Below are 16,280 nucleotides of genomic sequence, written 5' to 3' on the forward strand. Positions count from 1 at the left end.
CATGAGGCCGGGTGGTGTGCCGGGTGGCCTCAGACGCGGTTCCACTTCTGGTTGTTCTGGCCGTTGCAGGTCCAGATCAGCGCCTTGGTGCCGTTGGCGGTGCCGCTGCCGGAGACGTCCAGGCACTTGTTCGCGCCGACGGCGGTGATGGTACCGTCGGAGTTGAGGCGCCACTTCTGGTTGTTCTGGCCGTTGCAGTCCCAGATGATCACGGTGCTGCCGTCGGCCGTGGCGCCACCGTTGACGTCGAGGCACTTGTTGCCGTAGACGCGCAGCTCACCGGCGCTGGTGGTGGTCCACTGCTGGTTGGCCTGGCCGTTGCAGTCCCAGATCTGCGCCGCGGCGCCGTTGGCCTGCGAGGCTCCGTTGACGTCCAGGCACCGCCCCGACGCCACACCCTTCAACGCGCTCGTGCTCGCCGAGGGCGACGGGGAGGCCGATGGAGAGGGGGAGGGGGACGGGGAGGTCGTCGTGCCGGTGCCGAAGGTGAAGGCGTCCAGGTCGAACAGGTAGCCCTGTCCTGTCGCGCCGCGGAAGACCAGGTACAGCGTCGTCGTGCCGGACGGCACGCCGCTGAGGTTCGCCGAGACGTCGGTGAAGGTTTCCCAGCTGCCGGTGCTCGCGACGTTCACCGTGCCCAGCAGCGTGCCCGTGGCCGAGCCCGTCCGCACCTCGATCCGGCCGCCCGCGCCGGCCGAGGACACCCGAGCGGTGATCTTCGTCGCGCCGGCCAGGTTGTAGGGCTGGAAGGAGATCCAGTCGCCGTCGTCGGTGAAGCCGACCGTCTTGCCGCCCTCGGCGGTGGTGTGGTCGGCCGTCTGGACGCCCTGCTGGGCGCCGAAGTGCTCGGCCTGCCGGTGGCGCGGCTGGAGCGTACGGACATTGGTGGAGGTCAGGCCGCCCTGGTCGGTGTAGGAGGCCTCGAAGACGCCGAAGATGTTGGCTGCGGAATCGTGCTCACCGTCCACCGGCACGTTGATCGAGCCGCTGCAGCCGCTCTTGGAGGTGATCTGGTGCGCGTGGCTGTCGTGGCCGAGGAAGTAGGTGACGGTCACCTTCGAGCAGTCGATCGTGCCGTCCTCCGGGTCGCTGACGGTGACCTGGAAGGGCACGGTGTCTCCGAAGGAGAACAGCTGCCCGTCGGCCGGAGTGGTCAGCGTCACCGTCGGTGCGGTGTTGCCGACGTTCACTATCACGCTCGCGTTTCCGGTCAGCCCCTGCGGGTCGCGGACGGTGAGGGTGGCGGTGTAGGTGCCGTTCGTCGTGTACGTCTTGCTCGGGTTGGCCGACGTGGAGGTCGTGCCGTCGCCGAAGTTCCACGAGTACGTCAGCGTGCCGCCCTCGGGGTCGGAACTGCCCGCGGAGGAGAAGCTCACGGTCAGCGGAGCCGGTCCCGAGGTCTTGTCGGCGGCGGCCTTGGCGATCGGGTTGCGGTTGGCCTTGCCGATGTACTCGATCCGGTACAGCGCCTGGTTGTTGCTTCCGGTGCCGTAGTCGAGCACGTACAGGGCGCCGTCGGGGCCGAACGCCATGTCCATGACCTGGGTGCCGCTCCAGGGGAACGCGGAGATCTCCCCGTAGTTCCCGTCGCTCTTGACCTCGATGGCCTTGATCCAGCGGCGGCCGTACTCACCGGCGAAGAAGCGCCCGTCCAGCGCCTGGGGGAACTTGACGGCCGAGTTCAGGTTCGGGTCGTAACGGTAGACCGGGCCGCCCATCGGCGACTCGGACCCCGAGCCGAACTCCGGTGGCGAGCCGGCGTCCCCCGCGTACCTGATCCACGCCGGTTTCGCCGCGGGCAGCGTGGTCAGGCCGGTGTTGCGGAAGGAGTTGTTGGTCGGCCCGCCCGAGCAGTTGTACTTCGGCCCGGTGCTGTTTGAGGCGAAGTCCCACTCGTTGTAGGTCTCGCTGGTGGTGTTCGTGCCGGTGCAGTACGGCCAGCCGTAGTTGCCCGGAGCGGTGACGCGGTTGAACTCCACCTGCCCGCTCGGGCCCCGGCTGCTGTTGGTCACACCCGAGTCGGGACCGTAGTCGCCCAGGTAGACGACGCCGGTCGCCTTGTCCACGCTCATCCGGAACGGGTTGCGGAAGCCCATCGCGTAGATCTCCGGGCGGGTCTTCGACGTCCCCGGCGGGAACATATTGCCGCTGGGGATCGTGTAGCTGCCGTCCGGCTGCGGCTTGATCCGCAGGAGCTTTCCGCGCAGGTCGTTGGAGTTGGCCGCCGTGCGCTGGGCGTCGTACTGCGGGTTGCGGTTGGTCCGCTCGTCGAGCGGGGCGTAGCCGCTCGACTCGAACGGGTTGCTGTCGTCGCCGGTCGTCAGATAGAGGTTGCCGGCCGCGTCGAAGTCGAGGTCGCCGCCCACGTGACAGCACATCCCGCGGTCGTTGGGCACCTCCAGCACGACCTTCTCGCTGCTCATGTCGAGCGTGTCGTCGGACTTCAGGGTGAAGCGGGACAGGTTCAGGTGTCCCTTCCACTGATCGAACTGCGACTGCGTGCCGGTGCTGGGCGCGTCACCGCTCGGCGTGCTCAGCTTCGGCGAGTAGTAGAGCCAGACATAGCGGTTCGTCGCGAAGTTCGGGTCGACCGCGACACCTTGAAGGCCCTCCTCGTCGTGGGTGTAGACGCTGAGCCTGCCGGCCACCTTGGTGTTGCCGTTGACATCGGTGACGCGCACCGTGCCGTCACGGGCCGTGTGGAGGACCGAACGGTTGGGCATCACGGCCAGCGACATCGCCTCACCCAGCTCGGAGCCGCCCGAGGCGAGCGACACCTGCTGGTAGTCGGACGCGGGGATGGTCAGAGCGTTCGCCGGGGAGGCCGTGATCGCGAGGGCTCCGGGCGAGATCAGCGCCATCGTGGTCAGCATTGTGAGCCACGGACGTCGGGACATCGGTATCCTTCCTGGAAGGCCAAGTCGGTCAGGGCAACAGCGCGCGCCGCCGCGCTGTTGCCCGATTTCTGCTCCGCGCCCAGGGGTGCCGCCGGTGGGGCAGGAGCGGCATGTGCGGCCGTCGCCGGGGCGATGGGTCACCCCGGCGACGGCGCGTGCCCGGACGGTGTCAGGCTCGGGTCCACTTCTGGTTGTTCTGGCCGTTGCAGGTCCAGATGATGACCTTGCTGCCGTTGGCGGTGCCGTTGCCGTACACGTCGAGGCACTTGTTCGCGCCGACGGCGGTGATGGAGCCGTCGGAGTTGAGACGCCACTTCTGGTTGTTCTGGCCGTTGCAGTCCCAGATGATCACGGTGCTGCCGTCGGCCGTGGCGCCACCGTTGACGTCGAGGCACTTGTTGCCGTAGACGCGCAGCTCACCCGCACTGGTGGTGGTCCACTGCTGGTTGGCCTGGCCGTTGCAGTCCCAGATCTGCGCCGCGGCGCCGTTGGCCTGCGACACACCGGTGACGTCCAGGCACCGCCCCGACCCCACACCCCGGAGCGCACTCGTGCTCCCCGACGGCGACGACGGCGAAGGGGAAGGCGTCGACGTGCCGTTGCGGGGCCCGGCGGAGGACATCACGGACTGGGCGCCCGACGGCCACTGCCCGTTGGAGACGGTCACGTTGTTGTTGACGACGTTGCCGCGGTCGCCGTTGGTGATGTTGGTGCTGCCGTTGGTCGACCAGTTGCCGGTGACGGTGAAGTTGCCCATGTTCTCACCGCCCCAGTAGTTGGCGGTGGCCCAGGTGCCGGTGTTCGAGAAGACGTTGTTCCTGACGGTGTAGTACTTGGAGCCCTCGTCGAAGTAGAGCCCGAACCAGCCGTTGGTCCGCAGGCAGTAGTTGTCGCTGATCAGCGCGTTCGGATTCCACGACAGCGTGTAGATGCATCCGCCGTCGGTCATCTGCTGCATGACGTCGTGGACGTAGTTGCCGACGAGCTTGTTGCCCGAGGCGGTGGTGGCCGTGGTGTATCGCGGCTGGTAGTTGTACAGACCCCGGTTGGCGTACTGGGTGCTGCCGCCGGGCTCGTTGGCGCCCCATCCGTAGCCGATCGACATGCCGGTGTAGGGCATGTTGTAGACCTCGTTGTGGGACACGTCGGTGGTGGCGACGTAGGTGGTCAGGACCGAGACGACGCCGCGGTAGTCCAGCCCCAGGTCGTGGATGCGGTTGTCGGTGATGGTGATGTTGCGGTTGACCATCCGCTGGTCACTGGGGTGGTGGGCGTCGGCGCGCACGCCGCCGACCACGATGCCGCCGGCCGAGTTGCGGGCGATCTCGGAGCGGGTGACCGTGATGTCGCCGGCGCCCAGGCCGACGCCGCTGGCATGCGCGTTGGCGTCGTTGCCGATCCCGATGGCCGTCTGGCCCAGATTGACGAACTGCGAGTCGGTGAAGGTGATGTGGTCGGCCGCCGAGACCTGCACCGCCGCGGGCATCTGGGCCCAGTTGGGCCGCGTGGACTCGAACTGCTGGCAGCCCTCCTGGCAGGAGCTGGGCAGGTCGCCGGGCCAGTTGGAGTTGCCCGTGATGTAGGAGCCGGTCTGCTGGTCGGCGAAGCCCTGGTTGCTGCTGGGCCCGAGCCAGCTGGTGCCGGTGAAGGTGATGCCGCTGAAGGTGATGTGATGCGCGGGCGCGTCGTAGGTGCCGCCGACGCCCACCAGGGACTGCAGCACCGGCAGCTCCACGCTGGTGCTGCTCATGTTCTGCCCGGAGAGAGGAATGTAGGACAGCACGCCGGTCGAGGGGTTGATGTACCACTCACCCGGCGAGTCGAGGAACTCGTAGGCGTTCTCGATGTACAACGGCCCGGCCCGGTGCGGAGTGGTGAACGTGTCGTACCCGAAGATGTTGTTGTTCCAACTGGGCTGCTGCATCGTGATGAAGTTGCCGCTGATGCTCTGCACCCGCACATATCGGTCGGTGAACGAACCGACGCTCTCCATTTCCACCCGGTTCTGGCCGGCCAGGTTGTTCAGGTAGCTCAGCGCGCTGTTGCCGAACCTCAGCCCGGAGCCGTTGGCCGTGAAGTCGGACCGGTTCACCTGGGTGCGCGCACGCGTGGCGAGGACGCCGTTGACGTACAGCTGCCGGGTGTCGATCCCGGCGCCGACGTTGGCCTGCCAGATGTTCTTCGACTGGTTGGCGAGCGTCCAGCCGGTGACCGCCCTGGCGCCGCTGATGACGGGATGGGCCGACGGGGCAGCCTGCCACACGACCCGATATCCGTTGGTGCCCGAGTCGGCGGCGGTCAGCCGTAGCGGCGCGGAGAGCCGGTACACCCCGTCGGCCAGTTGCACGACGATGTCGCCGGACATGGAGCTGTTCTGTGACCGCACCGCGGTCTGCGCACCCGACAGGGAGCATGGCTGGGCGGACGAACAGGTGCTGCCGGTGCCCGAGGGGGAGACGTAGAGGGTCGTGGTGGCGGCGCGGGCCGCGGTGGCCGACGCGACGATTGTCATCGCCGCTGTCAGCGCCGCGATGACGAGACCAGCCAGAAGCGGTCTCAACACCGCGACCGGTGGTGACGGATGCTCGATCCGATCGGTCACGTGCTTCTCCATGGTGGCGCGGCCTCACGTGGCACCACGAGGGATCGGGGTGAAGTGAGGCAGTGGAAAGCCGACGTGGCCGACCACGGTGCGGAGGCATGCGATGCGCCTCCCCACACCCGCCGTGTGGTCCAGCCGCAGGGCCCGGAGGAAGCGTCCTCCGGGTGCTCAGCTACCAATTACGGTGTCGGTGCCGAGGCCCGTCAAGACCTTAAGCACACTTATTTTCACTGCCGGCATACGCACGTCATGTCGTCGTAACACCAAGAGCCGTCTGGCCAGCGGAAACGCATATCGGCGTCGCTGCAGGGCTAAACGTTTCAAGTGAACGGCCAGAATGTTTCGTACTCATGGCGTGATGTCCCCGGTGGCCGACGGGTGCCAGGACCCGCAGAGGCATACTTTTACTGAGATCGCGAGAAGGAGCACCGTGACCGACACCCCGCGCGAAGGCGGATATCGACCGGGCTACGAGGTGGCGGCCGAGCAGGTGCTGCAGCTCATCGCCCGGCTGGGTCTGCGTCCGGGCGACCGCATGCCGACCGAGAACGACCTGGCCCGGCAGCTGGGAACCAGCCGCACTGTCGTCCGCGAGGCGGTGAAGATCCTCTCCGCGCTGGGCCGCGTGCGCGCGCAGAAGGGCCGCGGCCTGTACGTGGCCGACGACGAGGGGATGCTCGGCGCCGGGATGCTGGCGTCGTTCTTCCTCCCCACCGACCTGGACCACATCTACATGCTGTTCGAGTTCCGGCGGGCGCAGGAGATGGAGACCAGCCGGCTGGCCGCCCACCGCGCCGCCCCGGCGGAGCTGCGGGCCATCGAGGACGCTGCCGCCCTGTGCCGTCGCGGGTTCGAGAGCGGCCGCGCGGACCTGTTCAACGAGGGCGACGACGCCTTCCACACCGCCGTCGCCACGGCCTCGCACAACATGTTCCTGCAGATCGCGGTGCGGGAAGCCCGCCGGCTGCAGATCCAGTCCGCGATCATCGGGCTGCGCGGTTCCGTGGGAGGGCACGCGGCGAAGGCCGTCGAGGAACACGACGCAATCCACCAGGCCATCCGCGCCGGCGACGCGGAAGCGGCGGCTCACGCCGCCGCCGCGCACCTCGACAACACGCTGGACGACTACCGCAGGGAGATCCAGCAGCGCCTGTTCTCCTCGGCCGGTTGAGACCGTCGCGCCGCCCGCACCGCGGAGCGCCTCGCGGCCACTCGTGAGCGCTGAATCGAATCGTTTCGACAGAGCAACCCCGCCCGGGGCGCGCACCGGCCGAGGAGAGCGGCCCGCCTGAGGCGGTCTGTGAATCTTTCATCCGCGTGCGACCGGCAGGGGATCGCGAGCATCCCCTGCTGAGAGCACTGGAAGGGGCCGCAGGCGCTTCCCCTGGCCGAAAAGGAGGGAAACGGGGTTCTTGACAGGGCCCGGACGGTCGTATTTGCTTCGCAGCATCCCGCCACCCCCCAATCCGCCGGCAGGAAGGATCAACGCTCTGACCATGTGTTAGCGCTAACAAGGCCCATAGTCCTCATAAGGAGGCAATAGGGGCCGGATTCCGGCACTCCGGTCGAGACGAATCGGTTCGTGGACCTTCCATGAGGAAGTCCGGAGCGAGACGCTCTCGCCGTTCCGGTGCGACCCGGGCTTCGCTGCGCACGACGGCCGGAGGTGCGCCGCCGGCGTTCCGCGCCGCGGCCGGACTCCTCGCCATCGTCCGCCACCCCTTCCTCCTCCCGCATATGCGCCTTCGCGCGGATCGGGTCCGCGACCCCGGACCCGGGAATGTCTCGGTCTCACGCTACGGGCAAGCCGGATCAGCACCGGGCGTAAGGACCGAGGAGCGGTCGGCTCCACGGCACCGCCGTCCACGGCGGGCCATTCCCACGGTGTCCCATTCCCACGGTGACCCATGGCAAGGGACACGACCGCCTGTCGAGCGGCTCTGGCGAGGCTGCCCTGATTCAGCACGTGGCCGTCTCCGTCGTGCCTTCCCCCCAAGGAGTGAAAGCAATGGGTTCTTCGTCCGTTGACTCATCGGGCCGTACGGCTCGTGGGCGGCGCTCACCGGCGGCCGTCGCGGCCTGCCTCGTCGCAGCGCTCGCGGCCCTCCTCGCGGCCGCCCTGGCCTGGTCGGCGCCGGCGTCGGCAGCGGTGGCGCCGCTGGTCAGCGCGGCGTCGGGACGCTGCCTGGACGTGGCGGGCAACACCGACGCGCTGGGCACGAGCCTGCAGATCTGGGACTGCAACGGCCAGGCCAACCAGGCGTTCGAGTTCACCTCGGCGGGTGAGCTGCGGACGTTCAACGGCACGCGCTGCGTGGACGCGTACGGCCAGGGGACGTCGCCGGGCACGAAGGCGGTCATCTGGTCGTGCAACGGTCAGGCGAACCAGAAGTGGCAGCAGAACTCCGACGGGTCGATCAGCGGGGTGCAGTCGGGGCTGTGCCTCGACGTGGACCACGCCGGCACGGCCAACGGCACCGCCGTCATCCTGTGGACCTGCAACGGACAGGGCAACCAGAAGTGGAGCACCGCCGGAGGCGGAACCACCACCTCGCCGAGCCCGCCGCCGCCCGGCTCGCGCCCGTGTGACATCTACGCCTCCGGGGGCACGCCGTGCGTGGCCGCGCACAGCACGACGCGGGCGCTCTTCCGCTCCTACAGCGGCAACCTCTACCAGGTGCGGCGCTCGTCCGACAACGCGACCAGGAACATCGGCGTGCTCGCCACGGGCGGCTCCGCAGACGCCGGGGCCCAGGACTCCTTCTGCGCCGGCACCACCTGCGTCATCACGGTCGTGTACGACCAGTCCGGGCGCGGCAACGACCTGTGGTACCAGGGGTCGAGCGCGGTTCCCGGCTCGACGCAGAGCAAGCCCGCGATCGCGACCACCGAGTCGCTGTCGGTGGGCGGCAACAAGGCCTACTCCCTGTACATCAACCCCGGCAACAGCTACTGGCGGGACGGGCACCTGACCGGCGTGCCGACCGGCACCGCGCCCGAGGGCATGTACATGGTCACCAGCGGCACCCACGTCAACAGCGGCTGCTGCTTCGACTACGGCAACAGCGAGACCACCAGGAAGGCCGACGCCGCCGGCGCGATGGACGCCATCTACTTCGGCACGAGCTGCTGGTTCGGCGGCTGCTCCGGCTCCGGCCCGTGGGTGCAGGCCGACCTCGAATGGGGGCTCTACCCCGGTGGCAGCCAGTCGTGGAACCCCAACCAGAGGGCGTTCACCAGCAAGTTCGTCACCGCGACGCTGAAGAACAACGGCACGTCGCGCTTCGCGATCAAGGGCAGCAACGCGCAGTCCGGCAGCCTCTACACCCTCTATGACGGCGGGCTTCCCTCCGGCTACAGCCCGATGAAGAAGCAGGGCGCGATCGTCCTGGGCAGCGGCGGCGACTGCTGCAAGCCCGGCGGCGGCGCCAACCTCAGCGCCGGGACCTTCTACGAAGGAGCGATGGTCTCCGGCTACCCCTCCGACGCGACCGAGAACGCCGTGCAGGCCGACATCGTCGCCGCCGGCTACCGCTGACCCCCTAACCAGCGCGAATGGAGTTGTGCACGTTGAGCCATAAATCTTTCTTCGCCACCATCGCGGCGGGGGTGCTTCTCGCCCTGGGAACGGCGGGTACGGCGCTCGCCGGAACCACGTCGGCCACGCAGAGCACCGCGGCCACGCACAGCACCGTGGTCGCCGCGGCCGCCGCGGCGACCGGCGGATGCGGCAAGGCCCCGGCCCTGGCGAGCGGCACGCACTCGATCGCGAGCGGCGGCCAGAATCGCAGCTACATCCTGCGGGTGCCCGCCGGTTACGACAGCAACCACCCCTACCGCCTGGTCTTCGGGTTCCACTGGAACGGCGGCACCGCCAACGACGTCGACTCGGGCGGGACCGACGGGTACAACTGGTCGTACTACGGGCTCAGGCGCCTCGCGGACGCCGAGAACAACAGCACGATCTTCGTCGCGCCGCAGGGCAACAACAACGGCTGGGCCAACCCCAACGGCCAGGACCTGACCTTCGTCGACGACATGCTCAGGCAGATCGAGGCCGGCCTGTGCGTCGACACCGACCAGATCTTCTCCACGGGCTTCAGCTACGGCGGCGGCATGAGCTACGCGCTCGCCTGCGCCCGGGCGACGGTCTTCCGCGCGGTCGTGGTCTACTCCGGCGGGCAGCTCAGCGGGTGCAACGGCGGCACCCAGCCCATCGCGTACATGGGGGTGCACGGCATCGGGGACCCGGTGCTCAACATCTCCCAGGGCCGGGGGCTGCGTGACAGGTTCGTCAGGAACAACGGCTGTACCGCCCAGAACCCGCCCGAGCCGCGGGCGGGCAGCCTGAGCCACATCGTCACCGCCTACTCGGGGTGCCGGTCCGGCTATCCGGTGGTGTGGGCGGCGTTCGACGGGGGCCACACCCCGGGCCCGATCGACGGGTGCAACTGCGACGGCTGGAGGACCTGGACCTCGGCCGAGGCGTGGAAGTTCCTGACGCAGTTCCAGACGACCCCGCCGACGTCGCCCTCTCCGACGCCGTCGCCGTCGTCGCCGTCGGGGAGCACGAGCGCGCTCCGCGGTGTGGGGTCGGGGCGGTGCCTGGACGTCACCGGTGTGTCGCAGGCCAACGGCGCCGCGGCGCAGATCTGGGACTGCAACGGCCAGGCCAACCAGCAGTGGACCACCACCAGCGCGGGTGAGCTGCGCGTCTACGGCAACAAGTGCCTCGACGTCAACGGTGGCGCCACGGCCGACGGCAGCACCGTGATCATCTGGGACTGCAACGGCCAGAACAACCAGAAGTGGCGCCTCAACACCGACGGCTCCATCACCGCCGTCGGCGCGAACAAGTGCCTCGACGTGTACGGCAACGGCACCGCCAACGGCAGCAAGGTCATCATCTGGACCTGCAACGGCCAGAACAACCAGAAGTGGACCCGCGTCTGAGCGGGAGCGATCAGTGAGGCCGGAGCAGTGAGGCCGGAGCATCGGGGCCCAGATGATCGTGTGGGCCCGTGACGGCGGAGCCGACCAGCAGTGGAGCAGGCGTAGCTGACCCGACGACGACGCGCTGCCGCAGGGCTCGGACCCTGCGGCAGCGCGCCCCACTGCGGCAGCACGGCGCGCGCCCGTCGATACCGGAGTCCCCGGCCGTTGGCGTCCCCGAGGGCGCTCGCTCTCGGCGGGCCTGTCGCCATGTCGATTTCGCCCCTACCCCCCATCGAAAGGACCTTGATGAGTCGGCGAAGAGAAAGCATGGCGCGCGTCGCCATGAGTGTGGTGGTCGCGCTCCTGTCCGTCGCGATGTCCCTGGTGGCCGTGTCGCCGGCGCGCGCGGCGGTGGGAATCACGATCAACGGTGGTTCCGGTGGCCGCACCTTCGACGGCGTCGGCGCGATCAGCGGCGGCGGAGGCAACAGCCGCCTGCTGGTCGACTATCCCGAGCCGCAGCGGTCGCAGATCCTGGACTACCTGTTCAAGCCCGGGTACGGCGCGTCGATGCAGATCCTGAAGGTCGAGATCGGCGGCGACACCAACTCCACCGACGGCGCCGAGCCGAGCCACCGGCACACCTCGGGCGACCTGGACTGCAACCGCGGCTACGAGTGGTGGCTGATGGAGCAGGCCAAGGCCCGCAACCCCAACATCAAGCTGGTGGGTCTCGCCTGGGGCGCCCCGGGCTGGCTCGGCAACGGCAACTTCTGGTCGCAGGACACCATCAACTACCTGGTCGACTGGCTGGGCTGCGCCAAGAACAGCCACGGGCTGACCATCGACTACCTGGGCGGCTGGAACGAGAAGGGCCGCGATCTGAACTGGTACGTCAACCTCAACACCGCCCTGGACTCCCGCGGCTTCGGCAACGTGAAGATCGTCGCCTCCGACGACTGGGGGTTCGGCGTCGCCGACGACGCGGCGAACAACGCCGCCTTCCGCAACGCGGTGGACGTGTTCGGGTCGCACTACGTCTGCGGCTACCGCGGACCACAGTCGAGCTGTCCCAGCTCCACCACCGCGATCAACTCCGGCAAGGTGCTGTGGGCCAGTGAGAACGGCTCCGACGACTACAACGACGGGGCCAAGGCGATGGCCCGGGGCATCAACCGGGACTACATCGACGGGAAGATGACCGCCTACATCAACTGGCCGGTCATCGCCGCCATCACTCCGAACCTGCCCTTCGCCACGATGGGCGTGGCGGTGGCGCCGCAGCCGTGGTCCGGTTACTACGCCATCGGCAAGAGCGCGTGGGTGATGGCCCACACCACGCAGTTCACCGCTCCCGGCTGGAAGTACCTGGACTCCTCCAGCGGCTACATCGGCGGCAACCGCAACAACGGCAGCTACGTGTCGCTGAGGTCGCCCAGCGGATCCGACTACAGCACGATCGTCGAGACGATGGACGCCACCAGCGCCCAGACGCTCAACTTCACCGTGACCGGCGGGCTGTCCACCGGACAGGTGCACGTGTGGGCGACCAACCTCAACTCGGGGAACTCCGCCGACTACTTCGTCCACGCCAGCGACGTCAACCCGTCCAACGGCACGTTCTCGCTGACGGCCCAGCCGGGGTACGTGTACTCGATCACCACCACGACGGGTCAGGGCAAGGGCACCGCGACCAGTCCCTCCCGGGGTTCGATGGCTCTGCCGTACTCCGACGACTTCGACTCCTACGCGGTGGGGCGTGAGGCGAAGTACCTCATGGACATGCAGGGCTCGTTCGAGATCGTGGGCTGCGGCGGCGGCCGGTCCGGCCGATGCGTGCGGCAGATGGCCCCGCGCCAGCCGATCCTGTGGACCGGCGGTTCCCACCCGTACGCCCTGCTGGGCGACCTGGGCTGGAGCAACTACACCGTCTCGGCGGACGTGATGCTGGAGCAGAGCGGCTACGCCGAGCTCATCGGCCGGGCGGGCGCCCAGCACTCCTTCGGCCCCGAGGGACTGAACGCCTACTACCTGCGGGTGACCGACGGCGGCGCCTGGCAGATCATCCGCAACAACGTCGACAACGCGATGACGACGATCCGCAGCGGGAGCGTCGCCGGGCTCGGCACCGGCCGCTGGCACACCCTGGCCCTGGGCTTCTCCGGCAGCACCATCACCGCGAGCATCGACGGGACGCAGGTGGCCTCGGTCACCGACGGCACCTGGGGTGCGGGGCAGGTCGGCGTGGGCACCAGCACCACCGAAACCGCCCAGTTCGACAACCTGTCCATCACCCCGGGCCAGGGCGGCGGCACCCCCGGCAACGGCACCGCGTTGCGCGGCCTCGCGAGCGGCCGGTGCGTGGACGTGCCGAACCAGTCGCACACCAACGGCACCCAGGTGGCGCTGTGGGACTGCAACGGCGGGGTGAACCAGCAGTGGACCTACACCTCCGGCAAGCAGCTCCAGGTGTACGGCAACAAGTGCCTGGACGCCTACGGCCAGGGAACGAGCAACGGCACCCAGGTCGTGATCTGGGACTGCGGCGGCGGGGCCAACCAGCAGTGGAACCTCAACGCCGACGGCACCGTCACCGGTGTCCAGTCCGGGCTGTGCCTGGACGCCTACAACGCCGGAACGGCCAACGGCACGAAGGTCGTCCTGTGGGCCTGCAACGGCGGAAGCAACCAGCAGTGGAGCCGCAACTGACCTGACACGGTCGCCCACGGCGGCGACCTCCGACCCCGTCGGCACGACCTGTCGCCACGCCCGCGGACCACGATGCCGGGTCCGCGGGCCGGGCAACGCGTGCTGCCGATCCACCTGACCGACCGTCGCCCCTTACCGACGGAGAAGACGGAAATGCGCGGCCCGGGATCCGGGCCGCGCATTTCCGTCGAACCTCGTCACCGCGACCGCGCCGCTTCCCGGGTCACTCGTGGAAGGCGCCGCCCCGGTCCTTCGATCAGGGCTTGATGGCGACTCCGCCGTAGGCCCAGGCGTGACCGCCGCCAGGGATGTGCTCCCGGCGCTTCTTGTCGTCCGGCCGCCACTCGACCACCTCGACGACGCCGGGATCCACCACGTGCCAGCCCTCGAAGAACCGCACCACCTCGGCGTGCGTACGGGGGACCATGGGCGCGGTGCTCCTGTCGTAGGGCTTGGTGAAGTCCTCCTCGCGCAGCCGGGGCGCGAAGTCGAGGGTGATGTGCGACAGCAGGAGCCGGCTGCCCGCCGGCACGGCGGCCTTGAGGTGCTCCACCGTGCCGTACGGATCCTCCTCGTCGGTGACGAAGTGCAGGACGCCGGCCAGGATGACGGCCACCGGACGCGTGAAGTCGATCACGGCCCGGACCTCGGGGTGCGAAAGGATCGTCTCCGGCTGCCGCAGATCGGCCTCGATCACCGCGGTCATCCCCGTGCCGGTCAGCAGGGCCCGGCCGTGGACCAGGACGATCGGGTCGTTGTCCACGTAGACCACCCGCGCGCCGGGGTCGATCTCCTGCGCGATCTCGTGGGTGTTGCCCTGGGTGGGGATGCCGGTGCCGATGTCGAGGAACTGTGAGACACCCACATCAGCGAGGTGGCGCACCGCCCTGCGCAGGAAGGCGCGGTGGGCGCGCACGCCCTCACGCGTGCCGGGAGACAGCCTGACCAGTTCCTCGGCCGCCTCGCGGTCGGCCGCGAAGTTGTCCTTGCCGCCCAGCAGGTAGTCGTACACCCGGGCCGGGTGCGCCACCGCGGTGTTGATCCGCGCGGCGGCCGCGACGCGGGCCTCTGTCAGATCCGGCATCGGTGCTCCTGGTCGTCTCTCGGTCTTTTCACTCCGCGGATGGAGGCGCTAGGCGACATCGCAGGTCACGCCGTTGAGGGTGAACACGGTGGGCTTGGCGGCGTTGCCGGTGTGGGTGGCCTGGAAGCCGATCTCAGTGGTGGATCCGGGGGCCATCGTGCCGTTGTAGCCGACGTTCGTGGCCGTGACCTGTCCGCTGCTGGGGGAGTAGGCGGCGTTCCATCCGTTGGTGATGGTCTGCCCGCTGGGGAGGGTGAAGGTCAGGGACCAGCCGTTGACGGTGGAGGAGCCGGTGTTGGTGATGGCGATCTGCTCGGTCAGGCCGTTGTTCCACGCGTTCACGGTGGCGCTGACCCGGCAGGGGCCCGAACCTGCGGTGGGCGACGGCGACGGCGACGGGGACGGCGTGCTGCTCGGCGACGGACTGGGCGAGGGCGTGGGTGAGGGGTTCGGCGAGCGGCTGGGTGACGGGCTGGGCGAGGGGGATGGTGTGGTGGTGGTGCCGTCGAGGCCGAGGAAGGAGATGGCGTAGGCGAGTTGGCCGTTCATCGGCAGTTGGTGGCCGACGCCGGAGATGCTGATGCCTTCGACGGTGGCCTGGGTGGAGGTGTTGCCGTAGCGGGTGCGGGTCCAGGAGGACTGGGGGTGGTCGGTGAAGGCGGGGGTCTGGCTGAGCCCGTTGAGGTTGGTCCACTGTTTGATCTCTTCGCCGTAGTTGGGGTAGGCGAGTGTGGTGTCGGTGGTGCCGTGCCAGAGTTGGATGCGGGGGTAGCGGCCGGTGTAGCCGGGGTACATGGCGCGGGCCTGGTCGCCCCATTGCTGGGCGGTCTTGATGAGCTGGCCGCCGGAGCACTGGCTGTTCCACAGGGAGCCGTTGGTGGTGGCGAAGCAGCCGGCGGGTACGCCGGAGTAGGCCGAGGCGGCGGAGAACACGTCGGGGTATTGGGCGGCCAAGACGTTGGTCATCATCGCGCCGGAGGAAAAGCCGCTGACCACGATGCGGGAGGGGTCGACGTTGTAGCGCTGGCGGGTGTAGGCGACCATGGCCATGATGCCGGTGGAGTCGCTGCCGCCGTCGCGGCGTAGCGCGGCGGGGGTGGACACGTCGAAGCATTTCTCGCTGCGGGTGGCTTCGGGGAGCACGATGATGTAGCCGTAGCGGTCGGCGGCGGTGACGTAGTCGTGGCCGTTGCCGTTGAAGATCGCGCTGGCCGAGCCGCCGCAGTAGTGGACCAGGACCAGCAGGGCCGGGCGTGCGGCGACCCTGTCGGGCACGTAGAGGTACATGTTCAGGTTCGTGGGGTTGGTGCCGAAGCCGGTGACCCGGGTCAGCGAGGCCGCCGCGGCGGGCCGGACCCCCAGGAGCATGCCCGCCACCACCAGAGGCAAGGCAGCGGCCGCCAATAGGACTCTGAGCCTTCGTTTCACGTTGTTTCCTCATGACTTGGATCGGGGAGTGAGCCGTGCGGCGGACTCCCCGATGGATGAGGCCGTGTCCGCCAGGCCGAAGGCGGACACGGCAGGGACCTCACCGTCAGACGCGGGACCAGCGCTGGTTGGCCTGTCCGTTGCAGGACCAGATCTGGAGCTTGACGCCGTTGGCGGTCGAGTAGTTGGGGGCGTCCAGGCACTTGTTCGCGCCGACGGCGGTGATGGAGCCGTCGGAGTTGAGGCGCCACTGCTGGTTGCTCTGGCCGTTGCAGTCCCAGATGATCACGCTGCTGCCGTCGGCGGTGCCGCCACCGTTCACGTCGAGGCACTTGTTGCCGTAGACACGCAGCTCACCCGCACTGGTGGTGGTCCACTGCTGGTTGGCCTGTCCGTTGCAGTCCCAGATCTGCACCTGGGTGCCGTTGTTCTGCGAGACGCCGGTGACGTCCAGGCAGCGGCCCGAGCCCACGCCCCGGATGGCGCTCGTGGAGCCGGTCGGCGTCGGGCTGGGAGTGCCGATGGGCTGGCCGATGCTGCCGGGGACGGACTGGAGCGCCGCGTACCAGGCGGCGGCCATCTTGTCGTAGCCGTTCGCGGTGGGGTGGATGCCGTCGATGAGGTC

At 68.8% G+C, this 16,280-nt stretch carries 9 protein-coding genes; 4 read left to right on the top strand and 5 right to left on the bottom strand.

Annotated features, from left to right (window positions below; all coding sequences use genetic code 11):
• Positions 1-29: 29 nt before the first annotated feature.
• Complete coding sequence (locus tag ACIBK1_RS40330) at positions 30-2,897, bottom strand: lectin (protein ID WP_396740908.1); 2,868 nt, start codon at positions 2,895-2,897, stop codon at positions 30-32.
• A 169-nt stretch (positions 2,898-3,066) separates the two neighbouring features.
• Positions 3,067-5,499 carry a lectin gene (locus ACIBK1_RS40335; RefSeq protein WP_396740910.1) on the bottom strand — a complete coding sequence of 811 codons (2,433 nt, stop codon included), beginning with the start codon at positions 5,497-5,499 and terminating at the stop codon, positions 3,067-3,069.
• A 430-nt stretch (positions 5,500-5,929) separates the two neighbouring features.
• Between ACIBK1_RS40335 and ACIBK1_RS40340 the strand changes: the two genes are divergently transcribed.
• The 4 genes from ACIBK1_RS40340 to ACIBK1_RS40355 all read left to right on the top strand — a co-directional run bounded on the left by ACIBK1_RS40340 (position 5,930) and on the right by ACIBK1_RS40355 (position 13,143).
• Positions 5,930-6,670: a FadR/GntR family transcriptional regulator gene (locus ACIBK1_RS40340; RefSeq protein WP_030512563.1), complete on the top strand. Its 741-nt coding sequence runs from the start codon at positions 5,930-5,932 to the stop codon at positions 6,668-6,670.
• A gap of 837 nt (positions 6,671-7,507) precedes the next feature.
• The gene (locus ACIBK1_RS40345) at positions 7,508-9,037 is read left to right on the top strand and encodes an arabinofuranosidase catalytic domain-containing protein (RefSeq protein WP_081904081.1); all 1,530 of its coding nucleotides are present in this window, start codon (positions 7,508-7,510) and stop codon (positions 9,035-9,037) included.
• Between the two features lie 32 nt (positions 9,038-9,069).
• Positions 9,070-10,452, top strand: a complete 1,383-nt coding sequence (locus tag ACIBK1_RS40350) for a lectin (protein ID WP_396740913.1) — start codon at positions 9,070-9,072, stop codon at positions 10,450-10,452.
• Between the two features lie 309 nt (positions 10,453-10,761).
• Complete coding sequence (locus tag ACIBK1_RS40355; RefSeq protein WP_396724643.1) at positions 10,762-13,143, top strand: ricin-type beta-trefoil lectin domain protein; 2,382 nt, start codon at positions 10,762-10,764, stop codon at positions 13,141-13,143.
• Between the two features lie 256 nt (positions 13,144-13,399).
• On the opposite strand, the gene ACIBK1_RS40360 is transcribed toward ACIBK1_RS40355, so the two are convergent.
• The 3 genes from ACIBK1_RS40360 to ACIBK1_RS40370 form a co-directional block, all read right to left on the bottom strand.
• Positions 13,400-14,227 carry an SAM-dependent methyltransferase gene (locus tag ACIBK1_RS40360; protein ID WP_030512566.1) on the bottom strand — a complete coding sequence of 276 codons (828 nt, stop codon included), beginning with the start codon at positions 14,225-14,227 and terminating at the stop codon, positions 13,400-13,402.
• 48 nt (positions 14,228-14,275) lie between these two features.
• On the bottom strand, positions 14,276-15,595 hold the full coding sequence (locus tag ACIBK1_RS40365) for an extracellular catalytic domain type 1 short-chain-length polyhydroxyalkanoate depolymerase (RefSeq protein ID WP_396740915.1): 1,320 nt from the start codon (positions 15,593-15,595) through the stop codon (positions 14,276-14,278).
• Positions 15,596-15,761: 166 nt separating this feature from the next.
• Positions 15,762-16,280 (bottom strand): lectin (locus ACIBK1_RS40370; protein WP_396740917.1); only part of this gene is annotated, 519 nt, incomplete at its 5' end.

This window comes from Microbispora rosea (assembly GCF_044460045.1).
In the GTDB taxonomy this organism is placed as follows: Bacteria; Actinomycetota; Actinomycetes; order Streptosporangiales; family Streptosporangiaceae; genus Microbispora; species Microbispora rosea.